Here is an 18,838-nt window from a genome sequence, read left to right on the forward strand (position 1 = left end):
CCGGCTCTACCCGCAGCTCCTTCCGTCGGAGGGCACCTGCACCATCGGCGGAAACCTCTCCACCAATGCCGGCGGGACAGCGGCGATCGCCCATGGCGTCGCGCGCGCGCATGCGCTCGGCCTTGAAGTCGTGCTCGCGGACGGCCGCATCCTCAACAATCTCAACAAGCTGAAGAAGGACAATACCGGCTACGATCTGAAGAATCTGTTCATCGGCGCCGAAGGCACGCTCGGCATCATCACCGCGGCGGTGCTGCGCCTTGTACCGCGCCCGCGTTCGGTCGAACTGGCCGTGTTCGGCGTGCCGTCGGTGCAGGCCGCGGTCGATCTGCTCGGGCTTGCCTATGAGCGCGCGGGCACACAGGTCACAAGCTTCGAGCTGATGACGCGGATGAATGTCGAGCTGGCGCTGCGCTTCATCGACGGAACGCGCGATCCGCTCGACGCGCCACACCCTTATTATGTGCTGATGGAATTGTCGTCGCAGGCCGAAACCGGCTTGCGCGATCTCGTTGAGGCGATCTTCGAGGCCGGTGTCGAGCGCGGGCTGATCGACGATGGCGTCATCGCCGAGTCGCTTGAGCAGGCCAAGGCGATGTGGCGCATCCGCGAGGAAGCGGGCGAGGTCCAGAAGCGTGAGGGCGCCTCGATCAAGCATGATGTGTCGGTGCCGGTCGCAGCGATCCCGGCCTTCATTGCGGAAGCGAGCGCCGCAGCAACCGCGATCGTGCCCGGTGCGCGGCCGATGCCGTTCGGACATGTCGGCGACGGCAACATCCATTACAACGTGACGCAGCCGCGCGGCATGGACAAGGCCGCCTTCATGGCGCGCGAGGACGACATCCAGCGCGCGGTATTCGGCGTGGTCGCGAAATACGGCGGCTCGATCTCGGCCGAACACGGCATCGGCATCGCCAAGCGCGACTGGCTGCCGCGGGTGAAGGACCCGGTGGCGTTAGAGGTGATGCGGAGCTTGAAGCAGACGCTCGACCCGAATGGGATCCTCAATCCGGGGAAGGTGTTGTAGGAGAGAGGTCCGCTTCGTGCCACAAGGCGACATCGGACAAAGTGTCCGCTTAGGTAGCCGATGAAGCCCGCACCGATGAGCATGGCGACGGCCGCGGGATGCCGGCAAGATTGAGAATCCGTCCTTTCATTTCGGTCGCTTCGGACCGGCAAAAGGCGAGGGCATGCGCCCTCGGCCTTGCCGTCGTCTTTCCGGTCAGTTCATGTGCTTGCCCAGGAACGAAAGGACCTTCTCCGGATGACGGCCGAAGTGGTTGTAGCCGTCCTTGAAGCGATGTGGGGTGTCCTTGATCCAGAACAACTCCTTCTCATTACTACCAAGCAAATCGAAAGTTGTTTGCGCATCTTCCGGATTGCGAGTCCAGGCGTCCTCCAGCACCTGAACCATGAGCACCGGCATCTTAACGCTGGCTGCCCAGAGATGTGGCGTCATCTCGGCGGCGACGAACGCGCCCATTTTCAGGAGTTCGAGATCGATCAGCTCCTGGTACTGCCGAACGCCCTGAAGTTCCGAGAAGGCGTCATAAATCGCCGCCATGGAGACCACCATCGGGCTGACCATGCACCTGACATTCTTGAACAGTTCGGGATGGCGATGGATCGCGTGGTACTGGGCGTTGCCGCCCATGCATTGGCTGTAGAGGGCGACATGCATCTTCGAGAGCTTCGGGTCCTTGTCGACGTATCTCTTGACGCCGACGCAATCCCGCCATTCCCACTGGCCGATGCCGCTGAGGCCGCCGTTCGCGGCCGCGCTGTTGCCGTGGTTGCGAAAATCGTAGGTCAGTACGTTGTAGCCAGCGTCGGTCAGATGCTTGTACTGGACAACGAAGTCAATCTCGACGGCGTCATAGCTGCTCCACGGCGCCCCCAAATGACCCGGGAAGCCGGCGCGGCACATTGGCAGCGCGTGGTTGAAGATGACCAGCTTGTTGCTCTCGCCGCCCTTGGCGGGAATGTACCAGGCTTCCAGCGGAGTGCCATCGCTCGACGGGATGACGAGGTCGGTCCAGTTGGTCATGCCGTAGTCGTCGGGCGTCTTGTGGATCACGCTGCGTAGCGGCCGGACAATCTCGGCCAGTCCTTTGACCTTGGCGTGATCGGCCTCGGAAATCGTCTCGAGTTGCTTCAGGGCTTTCGCCATTCTCTCTTGCGACATTCTGCTCATGTTTCGTCTCCCGGATTCTATAGGGGCAGGCGATGCGCCGATGCCCTGATTTTCGAAATTCGTTTCCAAACGTCATCAAGACTGAACGAAATATGACAGCTTGCCAGATAATTGATTAGACGCCACAATGTGAATGAACTTATGACTATGGTGATAAATGCGCCGGGAAGACGTCGCGGATATGTCGGCCTTTGTCGTCATTGCCGAGGAGAAAAGCTTCACTCGGGCGGCCGCAAAACTCGGGCTCTCTCAGTCTGCGCTCAGCCAGATTGTGCGTCGGCTCGAAGAACGCCTTAATGTTCGGCTTCTTTCGCGGACGACACGGAGCGTGTCAGCAACTGAAGCGGGAGAGCGCCTTGTGGGGACAATGGCACCGATGCTGCGGCATCTTGATCAACAGCTTGAGGACTTAAAGGCTTTTCGGGACAAGCCGGCTGGGTTGATTCGGATCACGACTGTCGAACATGCGGCGAAGACGATCCTTTATCCCAAGATTGCCGAACTCGTGAAGACGTACCCGGATATTACAGTGGAGATATTCGTCGACTACGGCCTTTCCGATGTTGTCGCCGAGCGCTTCGACGCGGGCGTTCGCCTAGGCGAGCAAGTGGCAAAGGATATGATCGCTGCACGCCTTGGTCCCAATATTCCGATGGCGATTGTAGGCGCGCCCAGATACTTCCGCCGATACGGAACTCCTGCGATCCCCAAAGACCTGGTCGAACACCGTTGCATCAATCTGCGCATACCGACGTCCGACACGGTTTATGCTTGGCGCCTTGTCGAAAAGGGGCGCGAGACGCGGTTCAAGGTGGAAGGCTCGCTGATCTTCAACACAATCGATCTGATCTTGGATGCCGCGCTAGACGGTATCGGCCTTGCGTATTTGCCTCTCGATCAAGTCGAGAGGCACATTGCCCGAGGCAGGCTCAAGCGTGTCCTCGGTAACGTTACGCCGCCCCTGCCCGCCTATCACCTCTACTATCCGAGCCGCCGACACCCAACGCCAGCATTCAAGCTACTCGTCGACGCCTTGCGATACCGGGGATAGGATGTTTTGGTTCTCGATAGTGTTGGATTGTCCGCAAAGGGTCAGAAGGCGACATTCACGATTGGCGTAATATGCCTACGGGTCGGCACGCTTATGCCGCCCGCGGCCACAAGGTGCTCGCGCCTCGCCGAACATTCGGAATTGCGGATCGCTTACCAAGAAAAAATCGGAAGAGCGCGCGCCCGCGATCAGTTCACCAGCACGGCGCCGTCGCAACGCTGGCCGAGCACCCAGACATCGGCCTGTCCGAGACCGATGCCCAAAGTGTCGAGAACGCCCGACAGCAAGCGGTCGATCGGCGAAACGCCGTTCTTCAGCACCGCCGCGACGGCGCCCTGAAGGGCATCGGGCGTCCCGAGATTGATCCCGAGAACCTTCACATCGATATCGGTCTGTGCGACCAGCCTGGACAGCAGCGACGCGGCGAAATCCCGGGTGCCGACGGTTTTACGGGTCTTGCGGGATATATCGGCGGACGAGAAGGTCACAGGAGTAGCCGACAGATTTGAAATCTTGACATGCGCGCGGCCGGTCACCTTCGCCAGTGGCGTGTTGACCAGGTCCGGTCACCAACACGCTCACCGCAGAAGCCGGCGTCACCTTGCAACGCGCGCGCGAAGCCGCCGCGCAGGTCGACCGGCTCTATCCGCAGCTCCTCCCGTCCGAAGGCACCTGCACCATCGGCGGCAACCTCTCGACCAATGCCGGCGGGACAGCGGCGATCGCCCATGGCGTCGCGCGCGCGCATGCGCTCGGCCTTGAAGTCGTGCTCGCGGACGGCCGCATCCTCAACAACCTCAACAAGCTGAAGAAGGACAATACCGGCTACGATCTGAAGAATCTGTTCATCGGTGCCGAAGGCACGCTCGGCATCATCACCGCGGCGGTGCTGCGCCTTGTGCCGCGCCCGCGTTCGGTCGAACTGGCCGTGTTCGGCGTGCCGTCGGTGCAGGCCGCGGTCGATCTGCTCGGGCTTGCCTATGAGCGCGCGGGCACACAGGTCACAAGCTTCGAGCTGATGACGCGGATGAATGTCGAGCTTGCATTGCGCTTCATCGAGGGAACGCGCGATCCGCTCGATGCCCCTCATCCCTATTATGTGCTGATGGAATTGTCGTCGCAGGCGGATACGGGCTTGCGCGATCTCGTCGAAGCAATCTTCGAAGCCGGCGTCGAACGCTCGCTGATCGAGGACGGCGCGATTGCGCAGTCGCTTGAGCAGGCCAAGGCGATATGGCGCATCCGCGAGGAAGCGGGCGAGGTGCAGAAGCGCGAGGGCGCCTCGATCAAGCACGATGTGTCGGTGCCGGTCGCGGCGATCCCTCACTTCATCGCGGAAGCGAGCGCCGCGGCAACCGCGATCGTGCCCGGCGCGCGGCCGATGCCGTTCGGCCATGTCGGCGACGGCAACATCCATTACAACGTCACGCAGCCGCCCGGCATGGACAAGGCCGCCTTCATGGCGCGCGAGGACGACATCCAGCGCGCGGTGTTCGGCGTGGTCGCAAAATACGGCGGCTCGATCTCGGCCGAACACGGCATCGGCATCGCCAAGCGCGACTGGCTGCCGCGGGTGAAGGACCCGGTGGCGCTCGAAGTGATGCGGAGCTTGAAACAAACGCTCGACCCGAACGGGATTCTCAATCCGGGGAAGGTGTTATAGGCGCCGGGTGGCCGCTTGCGCGAAAAGCCGACCATCGCCGCGTCGCCTCAATACCAATCATCCCGATGCGGTGCGCAATATCGGCCACCCTGCAGCGGCCGTCAGCGCGAGCCCCGCAATCAACAGAAGCAGCAATACCAACTTGCGGAAGGCTGCATCGTCGAGTTTTCCGTAAAGCTGAAATCCTACCCACAGCCCGGCCAACAGCGCGGGTAGTCCCAGCAGATACAGTTTGACGATTTCCACTGTAATCGAGCCGCTCGCGGTGAGCGATATTGCGGTCATAATGATCGCCGCCAGCATCACAGGCTGAAATACAGCGCGTTGCTCATCCTTGTTCCAGCCGCGCATCTGGCACCAGACAGTGATGATAAATCCGGGCAGGCCGGTCAGCCCGCACAGCACGCCATTCGTCAACCCGACCGCGCTATCGGCTTCCACGCCGGCCTTGACCGGCTTGAAAGCTGGCTTCGACAATCCGTAGATGCCGTAAGCGATCAGCAGCAAACCTACGCCGAGACGCACATACGCCGGTTCCGCGTAGGTCAGAAGCAGCGTTCCAATTGGAACCCCGATAGCGCCGCCGATGATGAACGGCGCGACGTTGCGCACCGACAGAGAGTTTCGAAGTTTCCAGACGCCATAGCCTTGTGTCCAAAGCCCGTAACCCACAATGAGCGCCGTGGCCTGGATTGGCGTGATCAGGTGTAGCCAGATGCCGGATACAACAAAGCCCATGGCAAACCCGGCAAGACCCGAAGCAAAGCCACCCAAAAATGCAGCGAAAAGAAATAGAAAAAGGACAAAGCCATCCATGGCTCGCTCCCATGATTGAGGCGAGCAGCACTTGGATGGCGGAATCCATCTATAGGGGAGGCCGCGATTTCCCCTGTTCAGTCGTGTCAGGTCTATTGAAAAAAGTCAGGGCCCGGCAGTCATGGTCTCCCCCTTCCGAAGGAGACGGTACTTGGGCCAAAGCCTGCGAGAAGGGGGCGACCGTCGAAAGCCCTGCCGGAAAAACCTTAGACCGGTTTGTGTGATTTTGCAAACCATGCAGAGCGTAAGCGCGACGAGCGCCAGAACTTGATCGTGCAGTTTAACGGGTCTATTTGATGAGAGCCGGGGCGTCGCAGGCTCCCGGCCTCTTCAAGACGATTCCTCGTCCAAGCCCTGCTCTTGTCCGCGTTGACACGCGGACAGAAGCACGTTTGTGGATTGAGGAGCCATTTCATGCCTGATACCGACACTTCCCTCGGTCGCGTCGCAATTCTGTGGCGCGGCGACGAAGCGGCGCGCCGCGTTGCCACGCCGGAATCGAGCCGGTTCCGTGCCATCTTCGCTGCGCTTGCAGACGTCGGCGTTGCTGCAATACCGGTCGTCTACGAAGATGATGTCCTGGATGCGGTGGCCAGACAGCTCGCTAAGCTTGATGGCGTGCTCGTGTGGGTCAATCCGATTCACGAGGGACGCAATCGCGCCACACTCGACGCGCTGTTGCGCGACCTGGCGAAGCGCGGAGTCTGGGTAAGCGCGCATCCCGATGTGATCACCAAGATGGGTACCAAGGAGGTGCTCTATCATACCCGCACGATGAGTTGGGGATGCGACACGGCGATCTATCGAACCGCGGAAGCGATGCGCGTCGAATTGCCTTTGCGACTTGTCGCCGGCCCACGCGTGATCAAGCGTAACCGAGGCAATGGCGGCCAAGGCGTCTGGAAGGTTGAGTTGCTGACAAGTACCCGCAACCGGCCGATGGTGCGTGTCTTAGATGCGACCCGGGAGACATCAAACGAGCTTGCGCTGGAAGCGTTTGTCGAAAGCTGTATCGAATATTTTGCGGACGGTTGCGTAATCGATCAGGCGTTTCAGGCGCGGCTGAGCGATGGAGTGGTGCGTTGCTACATGGTAGGCAATCGCTGCGCGGGTTTCGGCTATCAGAAAGTCAAGGCGCTCATCGACTCACCGGCCGCGCGGGCCGAGGCCTCACAGCGCCGCTACAGCCCCAAATCCGAGCCGCGCTTCCAGCATCTGCGTCGACTGATGGAAGACAAGTGGACGCCGCAGCTAACGTCCTTGCTGGGCATCTCGGCGCGCGATCTGCCAATGATCTGGGACGCCGATTTCATGTTAGGCTCTTCCCGTCCCGACGGTTCCGATAGCTACGTGCTGGGTGAGATCAACGTCAGCTCCGTGTTCCCAGTCCCGGACGAAGCGCCGCGAGAGATTGCCCTCCGCGTCGCGGATAGGCTGCGGAAACAGGGCCACCCACCAGCCGTTGATCCTAGAATCCAAAACCCCTTTCCAACGAGAGACACCCCCCCATGACCCCAAAAAACACCATCTGCCTGTGGTTCGACAAGGACGCCGAGGACGCGGCACGCTTCTATGCGGCGACGTTTCCGGACAGCAAAGTCGGCGCCGTGTTCAGGGCGCCGTCCGATTTTCCCGGCGGCAAGAAAGGCGACGTGCTGACGGTGGAATTCACATTGCTAGGCATTCCCTGTCTCGGACTCAATGGCGGGCCGGCGTTCAAGCACTCGGAAGCGTTCTCGTTCCAGATCGCGACCGACGATCAGGCCGAAACCGACCGCTACTGGAACGCCATCGTCGGCAATGGCGGACAGGAAAGCGCCTGCGGCTGGTGCAAGGACAAATGGGGCCTGTCTTGGCAGATCACGCCGCGCGTCCTGACCGATGCACTCACGGCTGGGGGCGACGAAGCCAGGCGCGCCTTCGAAGCCATGATGACCATGACGAAAATCGACGTCGCCGCGATCGAGGGAGCCCGGCGCGGCTAGTCTGGGGTCGTGGTTCAGAAATTCGCTTCACCGATCGCGACGGGCCGTGTGAGCAGAATTTCTGCGGCTACCGGCCGGCCTGTCCCGGGCGCTGCGGGAGCGCTTCCGCGTACCATTCAAGCGCGAGTTCGGTGGGAACATGCGAGGTCTCGGCGGATTGCCGCCGCAAGCGGTAGAATTCCAGCGCGTTGCGGGCGGTGGCAAACTGCAGGCGGTCGTAGTGTTCGAGCGAATCGGCAAGGTCCATCGGCGAGAGCCTGCGGTCGGCGGCGCGCATCGTCAGCACCGCACGGGCCGTAGCACGGCAGCATTGCGCCGCCTTCAAAAGGATCAGAATGAGGTCGGTGGTCTTGTCGAGCAAGGCGCGCTCGGTCATGTCGATCGGGAAATCGCCGAGCGCGGCGAGCGCCACCGTGGCGCGCTCGAAATCGTTGGCGCTGGCATAGGCATGCAGGTCGGCTTCGCTGAATTGTCCGGTGCGGTGCAGCCGTTTGATGCGCGCCACAGCGCGGGCATGGTCGCGCGAGGTGTTGCGCACATCCTCGTTGATTGAGGAGGCGACGCCGGCGACGGTCGCATCGATCACCTCGGCAAGACTCGGATTGGCCGCGACCAGCCGGGCGCGCACCTCGGCGGACGCGGTTTCCAGAAGCTTGATGAAGTGATGCCGCGGGATGTCGCGGCGCGAGCCGACATAGCGGGCGAGGCCCTCGTCATGGGCGGCCTTGCTCACAAGCCTGCCGAAGCCGTTATCGGAAAAGCGTGCACCGGCATTCTGCGCGACCAGCTGGATCACGCGGCTGTTGCCGCGGTCGATCAGCGCGTCGGTCACCGGCTCGCTCAGCACGCTGCGCTGGGTGATGGCCTGCAGATGTTCCTGGCTCTTGGTGCGGGCATTCTCGATCAGATCGGCGTCGGTCAGCCGCTCCGAGCGCATCAGCATGGGCGCCGCCACCGCGATCGAATTGTCAAAGGCGAGGGTGCGCACGGTCTTTGGCGGCGCATCGGGGCGGCAGGCCAGCCTGCGGGACAACTGCACCTTGGCGTTGACCTCGATGGTCTCGATCAGAACGATCAGGATATCGTCGAACAGCGCGAGCTGCTCGTCGCTATGACGTTCCGAACCGGCGAGAAACAGGTCCGTGATGCGGGTGAGGGTAGTGAGGCGCATGGCGGGAGAGCCCGCCGCCATTGCCTGTTCGAGCTCCTGGATCAGGGATGCGGTTTCCGACATTTCGACATTCCATTCGCGCAGCACGCCGGCCGATTGACCGGAGCATAGCGGCAATGCTTGAACGGTTTTTGCGTCGAATATGTTGTGTGTGATTAAAATGCTGCGCAAATCTGCTTGCCGCAGCGTTGCCTGTGTTCCGAAGGTCCGAAGAAAAGCCAATGGCCGACCACGACATCCCGTTCGACAAAAGTTTCGATCTGGTGCCCGGTATCGTTAAGGAGATTGCACCCAAGGTGCGTGCGCTCTGTGCCGGCAATGGCGGACCGTTTACCTTCAAAGGCACCGTCACCTATATCGTCGGGCGCGGCAAGGTTGCGGTGATCGACCCTGGTCCTGAGGAGCCCCAGCATGTGCAGGCGCTCCTTGAGGCGCTGAGCGGGGAAACCGTGAGCCATATCCTGCTCACCCATACCCACCGCGATCATTCGCCCGCGGCCGCTGCGCTGAAGGCCGCGACCGGCGCCGCGACCTATGGCGAGGGGCCGCATCGCGCTTCGCGGCCGCTCCATATCGGCGAAATCAACCCGCTGGATGCTGCCGCCGACACCGATTTCAGGCCCGATATCCGGCTCGGCGACCGCGACATTGTAGCGGGCGAGGGCTGGACGCTGGAAGCGGTTGCAACGCCCGGCCATTGCGCCAATCACATGGCCTATGCGCTGAAAGAGACCAATGCGCTGTTTTCCGGCGACCATGTCATGGGCTGGTCGACATCGATCGTCGCACCACCGGACGGTGCGATGAGCGACTACATGGCCTCGCTGTACAAGGTCGCAGAGCGGGACGAGACGGTCTATTTCCCGGGCCATGGCAACATGATCCGCGAAGCGCCGCGCTTCGTGCAAAGCTATATCCGTCACCGGCTGGGACGGGAGGAGTCCATCCTGCACCGGCTTGCCAAGGGTGCTGCTGACATTCCGACTCTGGTACGCGCCATCTATATCGGCATCGATCCGCGTCTGATCGGGGCGGCCGGCTTGTCGGTGCTCGCCCATCTGGAGGATCTCGTCGCGCGCGGCAAGGTCGCTACCGAGGGCACGCCGTCGATTGCGGGAATCTACCGCTTGGCCTGAGGCGATCCTTGCGGGCTCTTGGGGGCGCTCTTTGGCTGGCTCTTGGATTTGGGCGGCGGAGCCTTCTTTTCCAGCGGGCGGCGGCGCTCTTCGCGCTCGAGCGTCGCTTCAATCTCCCGCTCGAGCGCATCGAGGAAGGCGCGGATACGGGACGCGTTGCTGCCGAGATCGTGGAAGCCGTAGCGGGAGGACGAGCGCATGTCGACGCGTGCATCCTCCTCGGTGCCGCGGATGCGGATCACGATGTCGTCGCGAAAGCCCATGATTGGCGTGCGGGCAACCGCCTCGATCCGGCCGTCACGGCGCTTGGGCAATGGCTCGCGTGCGTCGAGGATCAACCAGCGCCGTTTGTTCACCAGCGCCAGCGCGTGATCGTAGGCGGTCTTTCCGGGCACCGACAATTCGAGCGGCGTGATCTGCGGATAGGCCTCGCGCTGCTGCTCGGCGGCATAGAGGCCGGCATATTGCGCCGGGTTGGTGTTGCGTGAGCGCAGGCGTCGCACCGCGTCATAGCCCGGCGGGTCGAGCACGTCCGTCGTGATGTCGTAGATCGGCGGCAGGTTATAGGCCTGGTAACCGAGATAAGCAGGGTAGGCGAGAAGCAGCGCGCCGACCACGATGGCGATGACGGAATAGCCGAGACCCCGTAGTCCCTGCCGCCAGATCGTCACAAAGGACATGAGCGCCAGCAGGATTGCCAGCACGGCAAAGGACAGTGCGCCGCCCAGGGTGGCGATGCCCGGCAGCACCTCGACCAGGCCTGCGCGTACCGCAACGATCGCAATGACGACGGCGGCGACCGAAAACAGCGCCAGCCGCCGCGACCAGATCGCGAGCTTGGAATACGGTTCGTCGGGGAGCCGGCGGCGTGCCATCGTCAGTGCCCTAAAGTGGCGAAAGTCTTAGTCGAGCGCGGGCCCATGCGAAAGGCGCAAATCCCCGCCGTCCCGCCGCGTGTCCTAGCGATGGCCTGCACAGATGCGCTTCAGCGCCTGCCACTCCGCGCGATCCAGCAATGTTGCGCCACCACTTTGCGGCGGGGCGATGGCGTCGATATGCGCGATGCGGTCCGGGGTGGCCGGATGGTCGAGAAACAGCGAGCCGCTCCGGGCTTTTCCCGCGATTCGGCCCAGAAATCGTCCGAGCGCCCGCGGGTCGCCGCCTGCGGCCTCCATGGTGCGGACCGCATAGCCGTCGGCGCGGCGTTCCGCGCCTCGGGAATAGGCCGATTTCAGCAACGACTGGCTCGCCAGAACCACGGCGCCGCCGCCGACGAAATCGCCAAGGAACATGCCGAAGATCAGCGACAGGCCGGCGCCCTGGAGCACGGCACGTGTGCCGTCGCGATTGGCGACATGGCCAAGCTCATGGGCGATCACACCCGCGACTTCGTCCACGCTTTCCGCCTGGTCGATCAGGCCCTTGAAAACGTAGATATAGCCCCCGGGAAGGGCGATGGCATTGGCCTCCTCGCGGCGGATCACGGCGGCCTGGAGCGGGATCCGCAGCGAAGCCGCGGTCTGCAGCCGTTTGATCAGCTTCTCGAATGCCGCTCGGCCGGCCTGTTCAGCCGGCGCTGCGCCGCAGACGAAGGGACGGTCGCTCGGGCCTTTATCGAGCATGGCGCGGACCTGGGTGTCGGCCGCATTGCCGAGCCTGCGCTCGATGCCCTGCGGCACCAGCGGCGCCAGCCGGTCCGCGATCGCCGGCACCCCGTAGACTGCGACAGCGAACAACGACAACGCGGCAACAAAGCTGAGGCCGACGACACGCCGCTTGGCCCTGCGGGCGCTGGTTCCGGTCCGGTCGATATCGGGGCAGGCGAGATCGATTTCGTGGGCGAGGTCGTGATCGGCGATATCGAGGCGGGCAAGGTTGTCCGATTTGCGTAAGCCCACGCGGAAGATATGCGCCGGCGCCGACAGGTGTTTGAGACGCGGATAGGGCCATTGATCGATCAGCGCGCCTGTGCGCTCGAAGATCAGCACAGCGCGGTCGGTGAGTTCGAGGCGGACCTCATGACGCGCGGCGGTTTCGCCATCGAAATAAACCGCGTTGCCGACACGACCGGACATCAGATTCCGCCGATATTGAGCACGTCGGCAATGCCCTCGCCGAGCGGGGAACTGGCGTCGCCTGCCGCCTTCACGCGCGCAATTGGCGCGGTATCCGACAATTCGATCGAAGCGGCTGTCAGCCGCCAGACAGACAGAGTGACAATGGCATTGAACAGCGTGATCGTGCCCAGCATAAACACCACATAGGCGCCGACCATCATCGCCACCGTAAGGAACTCCGACAAAATCGAATCGTCCGGCGCGAAAGCGCCGACGAAGACAAGACCAAAGAAAATGCCGATCAGCAGCACGGTGACGAAGGCGAGAAAGTAGCCGATGAATCGCAGATAGGCGAAATAGACATCGCGGGTGCGCAAATGGGACTTTACCGCGATCTCTCCGAAGCGGATGCCGTTGATCCACCACCGCATGACGATGGCGTGGAAGGCCGGCAGAAACAGGCCGGCGAAGACGAGCGCAGTCACGAACGATACGATGACAAGGCCGAATGTCGTCAGGGTGCCCGGGCTCGCGCGCTCAATGCGGGCCGCGACATCGCCGCCGCCCCGCAGCGCTCCGCCGATTGCGCTCCAGTCGAGGGACAGGATTGATCCGGCCATGATCAGGATCGGGATGAGCGCCAGAAGCCACATCAGGAAGCCCCGGACGAAGAGATGCCATCCCGAGCCCTCGAAGCGTCCTTGCAGGTCGCCATAATAGGTGTTGCGCATCTTGAAGCGTTCGAGCGCGGCGCGGGTGAACGGATAGGCAAAGCCAAGCGTCAGGACGGTCCATCCCCACCACCAGACGGCGCAGAACGAATAATGCACCGCGTTGCCGGTCTGGTGAAAGCGCAGGCCCCGGAATACCGTGCGGGTCAGCCGGTAGCGGCGCGCGAGATAGATGCCGTACTGGCTCATGAAAACGAGGAGCAGCACCGCGGAAAAGGAGAGAAAATTGCCGAAGGCCCCGAGATCGAGCACCGTGATGGTGAACACCGTGTAGATCGGCAGGATCAGGGCGATCGCGAACAGAAAGCCCTGAAGGAGCTCGAGCGCGGTGCCGGAATATTCCAGCGATTCGCCTTCGATTTCGGTATTTGCCCAGAGAAACCGGCGAATATCGGTGGCAAGCCAGAAGCGGTAGAGACCGAGCGTCACCATCAGAAGGATGGCGCCGCGCACCACGATCCGCCAATAGTCCTTCTCGGGGCCGATAAAGCGAACCGGACGCGCGCCGCCGCTTGCCGCCCCGGCAACCGTGCCCGCTTCCGCCACAGCCATACCTTACTCCGCAGCCACCGATCCCGGCAGGATGTAGTCCCTGAAGCGCTCGCGCAACGCCGTTTTTTGAATCTTGCCCGTGGCGGTATGCGGAATTTCCTCGACGAAGACCACATCGTCCGGCAGCCACCAGTCGGCAACCTTGCCGCGCATGAAAGCGAGCATTTCGTCCTTTTCCGCCGTGGCATCTTTCTTCAGAACCACGATCAGCAGCGGTCGTTCGTCCCATTTGGGATGGCGCACGCCGATCACCGCGGCCTCTGCGACCTTGGGATGGCCGATCGCGAGGTTTTCAAGATCGATTGAGGAGATCCATTCGCCGCCGGACTTGATGACATCCTTGGACCGATCGGTGATCTGCATATAGCCCTGCGGATCGATGGTGGCGACGTCTCCGGTGTCGAAGAAGCCACGCTCGTCAAGAATGTCCGTATCGTCCTTGAAATAGGCGCGCGTAACCGCAGGTCCGCGCACCTTGAGACGGCCGAAGGTCTTGCCGTCCCATGGCTGGTCCCGGCCGAGATCGTCGGTGATGCGCATCTCCACGCCAAACGGGGGATGACCTTGTTTGACCTTGAGGTCGAGGAGTGCCTCCCCGGTCAGTCCGGCATAATCGGGCTTGATTGTGCAGAGCGAACCGAGCGGCGACATTTCGGTCATGCCCCAGGCATGGATGACCTCGACCTCGTATTTCTTCTCGAACTTTTCTGTCATGGCGCGCGGACAGGCCGAGCCGCCGATCACCACGCGTCTAAGATACGGCAGCGTCGCGCCGGTTGCTTCGAGATGCTGCAACAGCATCAGCCAGATGGTCGGCACCGCCGCCGTGCAGGTGACCCGGTTTTCGTCCAGCATCTGAAAGATCGATGCACCATCCATCTTCATGCCGGGCATGACCAGCGTCGCGCCGTTCATCGGGGCGGTCAGCGCGATGCCCCAGCAATTGGCGTGAAACATCGGTACCACGGGCATCATGACATCGCGCGATGACACGCCCATGGCGTCGCCCATGCTGGCCATCATCGAATGCAGCACATTGGAGCGGTGCGAATAAAGGACGCCCTTGGGATGTCCGGTGGTGCCGGACGTATAGCACATGCCGGCAGCCGTGTTTTCGTCGAAGCTCCTCCAGGCGAAATCGCCGTCCGCCTCTGCGATCCAGTCCTCATACGGTATGGCGTTCTTAAGCGATGTCGCCGGCATATGCGCCGCATCCGTGAGGACGATATAACGCTCGATCGAAGGCAGCCGGTCAGCCAGCGTCTCAAGCAGCGGAACAAAGGTGAGATCCGTCATCATCACACGGTCTTCGGCGTGGTTGACGATCCAGGCAATCTGTTCAGGGAATAGCCGCGGGTTGACCGTGTGGTAGATCGCGCCAATGCCCATGATGCCGTACCACGCCTCGAAATGGCGGAATGTGTTCCAGGCGAGCGTTGCGATCCGGTCGCCGAGCCGGATGCCGTCGCGGTCGAGCCGCTGCGCGACTTTCAGCGCACGATCGCGGGCCTCGCCGTAGGTCGTGCGATGCATCGGTCCTTCGACCATGCGCGACACGATGGGCCGTCCGGCATGGAAGGTTGCGGCATGGTCCAGAATGCGATGGCACAGAAGCGGCCAATCCTGCATCAGGCCCTGCATCCTATCCCTCCCTGGGATTCTTTGTGTTCCTTGGCGTGACAAGGTTAGCGGCGCGCCGCGGCGCGGGAAAGTGCCTCGCTTAAGTCGGAATCGGCGGCGCGGAGCCGGTCAATGCGCCGCCGCCGCTTTGACAAAACGTGACAGGGCGAACCTCGACAGATCGGCATCGCTTCGGCCGGTGAGCGACAAGTCCGCGAGCGCCTGGCCGATCGCCGGCGCGAATTTGAAGCCATGGCCGGAGCATGGCGAGGCGATGAGGATACGCTCGCATCCCGGCAAGCGACCGATGATGAAATCGTCATCGGGCGCCATGGTGTAGAGGCAGGTCTTCGCCGAAGCCACGGGCCCTGCCGCCGCCGGCAGCATCCGGAACAGCGGACCGGTAATCATCGCTTCGTCGGCTTCGGATACGGAGCGGTCATAGGTTTCCGGATCGACCACCTCGCGCGCGTGATGATGCTTTGCGATTTTCAGCAATCCGTCGTCATGCAGCGGAAAGCCGTAATGAATCCCGTGCTCGCTCTCGATCATGAAAACCGGGAACCAGCCGGTGCGGAATAATTCCGGCTGCGCCGGGCGCACCCAGAGCAGCACCTGTCGCGTCACCTGCAGCGGCGCACCAAGTTCCGGCAGAAGCGAAGCGGTCCAGGGACCGGCGGTGACGATCGCGCGGCCCGCCTCGTATTGCGTGCGTTCGGTCAGCACGCGCACCCGATCGCCGCGCTGCTCGACCGCGACCACGCGTTCGCCAGTGCGGATATCGGCGCCCGCCGCAGCCGACAGGTGCAGATGCGTGCGAATCCCGGCCTCGGCCTCGACGAAGCCCGCATCGGGCTGGATGACCGCGACATAGTCGCTCGGAAGGCGGAATGCCGGATAGCGCCGCATCAGGTCATGCGCGGTGACGACATCGTGCGGCAGGTTATGCTCGCGCGCCGCGGCGAGCGTGCCTGTGACGAGTGCCGAGTCCGGCCGGCCGATTTCGGCAATGCCGGTGACGGTCATCAGCGTGCGGCCTGATGCGGCTTCGAGCTCCCGCCACATCGCGGCGGCGCGGCGCACCAGCGGCACATAGGAGGGATGCTCGAAATAGCCATGCCGGATAATGCGGGTGCGGCCATGCGAGGAGCCGCGCTCGTGACCCGGCTCGAAGCGTTCAAGTCCAATGGCGCGCACCTTGCGGCGCGACAGATGATAGAGCGCGGCGCTGCCCATCGCACCGAGCCCAACCACGATCACATCATGTGTCACTTGGATTTCCGGACCCCATTGTGCGAACGCTAACACAGTCGCGCCAAAGAGAAATTGCCTTCGCAAACCCGTTCCCGCACAAATGCCGTATTCGCCCCGGAGATGCACGGCCGTGGGACGCCTCTTTCCGATTGCCGCAGTGATCACGGTCTTTGTGCTCGCCGGTGCGCAGGTACGGGCACAACCTGTTCCATCCAAGGAGACGCGGCCGAAAGCGAAATCCGCGCCCGCGCAATCCATGCCCGCGCCCTCCATGCCGCAGCCCGGCACCGCGGCGCCGCGCATCGCGCCGGTTCCGATGGAAGCCTTTGCCGCGGAATCCGATCCGCAGGCGGAGCGGGGTACGGCAGACACCGGCGCCGAGGCGCCATCCGCCTGCCAGATCCGCATCGCCGGCAAGCTCGCGGTGATCGCGTCATCGCCCTCGATCAGCGGACCCGGCGATTGCGGCGCAGTCGACGTGGTGCGGCTTGAGGCGGTCATTCAGCCGGACCAGTCGCAAGTGGCTGTGAGCCCGCCGGCGACCTTGCGCTGTACGATGGCCGAATCGCTCGCCCAATGGGTTCGGGACGACCTCACTCCCGCAGTGGCGCAGCTCGGCGGAACGCCGCGCGCGCTCGACAATTATGCATCCTATGATTGCCGGGGGCGCAACCGCGTCGCCGGCGCCAGAATCAGTCAGCACGGCCTCGCCAATGCGATCGATGTGCGCGGGGTCCATCTGAGCAACGGCCGGTTTGCCGATTTCACCGACAGGTCGCTGAGCCGCACGTTCCGCGAGGCCGTGCGTCAGAGCGTCTGCGCGCGATTTACCACGATTTTAGGTCCCGGTTCCGACGGCCATCACGAGACCCATATTCACATGGACCTTGCCGAACGGAGGGGCGGCTACCGCCTGTGCCAATGGAACGTGCTCGACCCCGCCGACGACATTCCCTTGCCGCGGCCGAGGCCGCGGGAGGCCCCTTGAGCAGACCCCCGCAGCGCGATCGCTGCGCGCTTTATGCGGTCCGCTAAACCGCCCTTTCACCGAACGTCCGGTAGATGCCTTGACATGACATCGTTGCGCCCTTCCGAGCCTTTGCCGGCCGAAAATCCGCGCAGGCTGATTTCCCGCCGCACCCTGCTGCTCGGCGGGCTTGGCGTTGCCGCCCTGTCCGGGCCTGCCGTCGCGGGCTATGCGGGCATCGAGGCCACCGCCCTGCTGGAGGTGACGCGCTACGCGCTGACGCCGCGCGGCTGGCCGTCCGGCCAGCGGCTGACCATCACCGTATTGGCCGATCTGCATGCCGGCGGCCCGAATATGGGTCTGCAGCGTATCCGCGACATCGTGGAGACCGCGAATGCGCTCCGCTCCGACATTGTGCTGCTGCTCGGCGACTTCGTTGCGACCCACCGGTTCGTCACCGAGCCAGTCCCCGCGCCGGTCTGGGCCGCGGAACTCGGCCGCCTGAAAGCGCCGCTCGGCACCCATGCCATTCTCGGCAATCATGACTGGTGGTTCGAACAGACACAGATCCGCCGCGCTCTTGCCGCCGCCGGCATTCCGCTCATGGAGAACGACGCCGCGCTGCTCGGCGAACCGGGCGCGCGGTTCTGGCTGGCCGGGCTCGGCGACCAGCTCGCCATCCCCCTCGGCAAGGGACATTTCCGCGGCGCTGACGATCTTCCCGCGACCATGGCCAAGGTCGTCACCGACGATCCGGTGGTCCTGATGGTGCACGAGCCGGACATTTTCACCGACGTTCCCGACCGTGTGTCGCTGACGCTCGCCGGGCATACCCATGGCGGCCAGGTGCGGGTGCCGCTCGTCTGGCCCGCCTTTGTGCCGTCGCAATACGGCGCCCGCTTCGCGTATGGTCATATCGTAGAGGACGGCCGCGATCTCATCGTGTCGGGCGGCCTTGGCACCAGCATCGTGCCGATGCGGATCGGCGTGCCGCCGGAAATCGTGCACGTCACGCTCGGCTGATGGCAGACAGCAAAACGGCGCCCGAAGGCGCCGTTGGCATCATTGCAGAAACCCAAGCCCGTCAGAACGGCAGCACCCGGTCAAGCCCGCGATGGGCGACCTGCGGATTGTTCGGCGAATCGCCTTGCTTGGGCGCCAGGACCACGACAACGGTACCTTCCTTGGTCCGGTTATAGAGGTCGATCACGTCCTCGTTGGTCATGCGGATGCATCCGGACGATACCGCGGAGCCAATATATTCCGGCTGGTTGGTGCCATGGATGCGATACAGCGTGTCCTTGCCATTGGCGTAGAGGTAGAGCGCACGTGCGCCGAGCGGATTGTGCGGCCCTGGACCCACCTGGTTGGGGATGCCGGGACCAAGACGCTCCTTGATCGCCTGCGTCGGAACCCAGGTCGGCCACTCGGCCTTGCGCTGAACTTTGGCAACCCCGGAGAAGGCCAGAGCTTCCTCGCCCACGGTGATGCCGTAACGGATCGCCTTGCCCTCGGGGAGAACGTAATAAAGGAAGCGCGAATCGGCATCGACCACGATCGATCCAGGCGATTCCTTGCGATGATAATTGACGATGTGCCGCCTGTAAGGCTCCGGAATCTGGACCTTCTCATATGGCGCCT

17 protein-coding genes and 1 pseudogene are annotated in these 18,838 nt (G+C 63.0%); 8 read left to right on the forward strand and 10 right to left on the reverse strand.

Annotated features, from left to right (window positions below):
* Window positions 1-1,027, forward strand: a 1,027-nt coding sequence (locus ACK41X_RS16820; protein WP_409725692.1) for an FAD-binding oxidoreductase, incomplete at its 5' end; no start/stop codon positions are given.
* 195 nt (window positions 1,028-1,222) lie between these two features.
* Here ACK41X_RS16820 and ACK41X_RS16825 read toward each other — a convergent pair.
* On the reverse strand, window positions 1,223-2,194 hold the full coding sequence (locus ACK41X_RS16825; protein WP_409725694.1) for an alpha/beta hydrolase family protein: 972 nt from the start codon (window positions 2,192-2,194) through the stop codon (window positions 1,223-1,225).
* Window positions 2,195-2,351: 157 nt separating this feature from the next.
* Between ACK41X_RS16825 and ACK41X_RS16830 the strand changes: the two genes are divergently transcribed.
* Window positions 2,352-3,245: a LysR family transcriptional regulator gene (locus ACK41X_RS16830; protein ID WP_409725696.1), complete on the forward strand. Its 894-nt coding sequence runs from the start codon at window positions 2,352-2,354 to the stop codon at window positions 3,243-3,245.
* A gap of 188 nt (window positions 3,246-3,433) precedes the next feature.
* On the opposite strand, the gene ACK41X_RS16835 is transcribed toward ACK41X_RS16830, so the two are convergent.
* Window positions 3,434-3,733, reverse strand: coding sequence for a hypothetical protein (locus tag ACK41X_RS16835; RefSeq protein ID WP_409725698.1), 300 nt, complete (start codon window positions 3,731-3,733; stop codon window positions 3,434-3,436).
* A gap of 80 nt (window positions 3,734-3,813) precedes the next feature.
* Here ACK41X_RS16835 and ACK41X_RS16840 point away from each other — a divergent pair.
* Window positions 3,814-4,908: pseudogene (locus ACK41X_RS16840) on the forward strand (FAD-binding oxidoreductase); the annotation flags it as partial.
* Window positions 4,909-4,965: 57 nt separating this feature from the next.
* On the opposite strand, the gene ACK41X_RS16845 reads toward ACK41X_RS16840, so the two are convergent.
* Entirely contained in the window at window positions 4,966-5,724 is a 759-nt protein-coding gene (locus ACK41X_RS16845; protein ID WP_409725700.1) for a sulfite exporter TauE/SafE family protein, read from the reverse strand.
* A gap of 414 nt (window positions 5,725-6,138) precedes the next feature.
* On the opposite strand from ACK41X_RS16845, the gene ACK41X_RS16850 reads away from it, so the two are divergent.
* Together ACK41X_RS16850 and ACK41X_RS16855 are read left to right on the forward strand one after the other, a co-directional pair.
* Entirely contained in the window at window positions 6,139-7,236 is a 1,098-nt protein-coding gene (locus tag ACK41X_RS16850; protein ID WP_409725702.1) for a Cj0069 family protein, read from the forward strand.
* Window positions 7,233-7,709, forward strand: coding sequence for a VOC family protein (locus tag ACK41X_RS16855; RefSeq protein WP_409725704.1), 477 nt, complete (start codon window positions 7,233-7,235; stop codon window positions 7,707-7,709). Before ACK41X_RS16850 ends, ACK41X_RS16855 begins: the two co-directional genes overlap by 4 nt.
* 67 nt (window positions 7,710-7,776) lie before the next feature.
* Here ACK41X_RS16855 and ACK41X_RS16860 read toward each other — a convergent pair whose 3' ends face one another.
* Complete coding sequence (locus ACK41X_RS16860) at window positions 7,777-8,943, reverse strand: DUF2336 domain-containing protein (protein WP_409725706.1); 1,167 nt, start codon at window positions 8,941-8,943, stop codon at window positions 7,777-7,779.
* Window positions 8,944-9,101: 158 nt separating this feature from the next.
* Between ACK41X_RS16860 and ACK41X_RS16865 the strand changes: the two genes are divergently transcribed.
* Window positions 9,102-10,016, forward strand: a complete 915-nt coding sequence (locus ACK41X_RS16865) for an MBL fold metallo-hydrolase (RefSeq protein ID WP_409725708.1) — start codon at window positions 9,102-9,104, stop codon at window positions 10,014-10,016.
* Here ACK41X_RS16865 and ACK41X_RS16870 read toward each other — a convergent pair.
* The 5 genes from ACK41X_RS16870 to solA form a co-directional block, all read right to left on the reverse strand.
* The gene (locus ACK41X_RS16870) at window positions 10,001-10,891 is read right to left on the reverse strand and encodes a DUF1499 domain-containing protein (RefSeq protein ID WP_409725710.1); all 891 of its coding nucleotides are present in this window, start codon (window positions 10,889-10,891) and stop codon (window positions 10,001-10,003) included. The genes ACK41X_RS16865 and ACK41X_RS16870 overlap by 16 nt on opposite strands.
* Before the next feature lie 84 nt (window positions 10,892-10,975).
* Complete coding sequence (locus tag ACK41X_RS16875; protein WP_409725712.1) at window positions 10,976-12,091, reverse strand: M48 family metallopeptidase; 1,116 nt, start codon at window positions 12,089-12,091, stop codon at window positions 10,976-10,978.
* Window positions 12,091-13,356, reverse strand: coding sequence for a DUF898 family protein (locus tag ACK41X_RS16880; RefSeq protein WP_409725714.1), 1,266 nt, complete (start codon window positions 13,354-13,356; stop codon window positions 12,091-12,093). The genes ACK41X_RS16875 and ACK41X_RS16880 overlap by 1 nt, the downstream gene beginning before the upstream one ends.
* Before the next feature lie 3 nt (window positions 13,357-13,359).
* A complete protein-coding gene (locus tag ACK41X_RS16885) occupies window positions 13,360-14,997 on the reverse strand; it encodes a fatty-acid--CoA ligase (RefSeq protein ID WP_409725716.1) in 1,638 nt (545 codons plus the stop codon).
* A gap of 108 nt (window positions 14,998-15,105) precedes the next feature.
* The gene (gene solA / locus ACK41X_RS16890; RefSeq protein WP_409725718.1) at window positions 15,106-16,248 is read right to left on the reverse strand and encodes an N-methyl-L-tryptophan oxidase; all 1,143 of its coding nucleotides are present in this window, start codon (window positions 16,246-16,248) and stop codon (window positions 15,106-15,108) included.
* Window positions 16,249-16,360: 112 nt separating this feature from the next.
* Between solA and ACK41X_RS16895 the strand changes: the two genes are divergently transcribed.
* Window positions 16,361-17,218: an extensin family protein gene (locus ACK41X_RS16895; RefSeq protein ID WP_409725720.1), complete on the forward strand. Its 858-nt coding sequence runs from the start codon at window positions 16,361-16,363 to the stop codon at window positions 17,216-17,218.
* An 84-nt stretch (window positions 17,219-17,302) separates the two neighbouring features.
* Entirely contained in the window at window positions 17,303-18,220 is a 918-nt protein-coding gene (locus ACK41X_RS16900) for a metallophosphoesterase (protein ID WP_409725722.1), read from the forward strand.
* 61 nt (window positions 18,221-18,281) lie between these two features.
* Here ACK41X_RS16900 and ACK41X_RS16905 read toward each other — a convergent pair.
* The coding region (locus ACK41X_RS16905; protein WP_409725724.1) for a L,D-transpeptidase at window positions 18,282-18,838 on the reverse strand (557 nt) is incomplete at its 5' end.

The organism is Pseudorhodoplanes sp. (genome assembly GCF_046289595.1).
Lineage (GTDB): Bacteria > Pseudomonadota > Alphaproteobacteria > Rhizobiales > Xanthobacteraceae > Pseudorhodoplanes.

Bases quoted from the DNA above. Each gene is read 5' to 3' on its own strand.
- ACK41X_RS16825 (WP_409725694.1), bottom strand. From the start codon at position 2,194: ATGAGCAGAATGTCGCAAGAGAGAATGGCGAAAGCCCTGAAGCAACTC.
- ACK41X_RS16830 (WP_409725696.1), top strand. From the start codon at position 2,352: ATGCGCCGGGAAGACGTCGCGGATATGTCGGCCTTTGTCGTCATTGCC.
- ACK41X_RS16845 (WP_409725700.1), bottom strand. From the start codon at position 5,724: ATGGATGGCTTTGTCCTTTTTCTATTTCTTTTCGCTGCATTTTTGGGT.
- ACK41X_RS16850 (WP_409725702.1), top strand. From the start codon at position 6,139: ATGCCTGATACCGACACTTCCCTCGGTCGCGTCGCAATTCTGTGGCGC.
- ACK41X_RS16855 (WP_409725704.1), top strand. From the start codon at position 7,233: ATGACCCCAAAAAACACCATCTGCCTGTGGTTCGACAAGGACGCCGAG.
- ACK41X_RS16860 (WP_409725706.1), bottom strand. From the start codon at position 8,943: ATGTCGGAAACCGCATCCCTGATCCAGGAGCTCGAACAGGCAATGGCG.
- ACK41X_RS16865 (WP_409725708.1), top strand. From the start codon at position 9,102: ATGGCCGACCACGACATCCCGTTCGACAAAAGTTTCGATCTGGTGCCC.
- ACK41X_RS16870 (WP_409725710.1), bottom strand. From the start codon at position 10,891: ATGGCACGCCGCCGGCTCCCCGACGAACCGTATTCCAAGCTCGCGATC.
- ACK41X_RS16875 (WP_409725712.1), bottom strand. From the start codon at position 12,091: ATGTCCGGTCGTGTCGGCAACGCGGTTTATTTCGATGGCGAAACCGCC.
- ACK41X_RS16880 (WP_409725714.1), bottom strand. From the start codon at position 13,356: ATGGCTGTGGCGGAAGCGGGCACGGTTGCCGGGGCGGCAAGCGGCGGC.
- ACK41X_RS16885 (WP_409725716.1), bottom strand. From the start codon at position 14,997: ATGCAGGGCCTGATGCAGGATTGGCCGCTTCTGTGCCATCGCATTCTG.
- ACK41X_RS16900 (WP_409725722.1), top strand. From the start codon at position 17,303: ATGACATCGTTGCGCCCTTCCGAGCCTTTGCCGGCCGAAAATCCGCGC.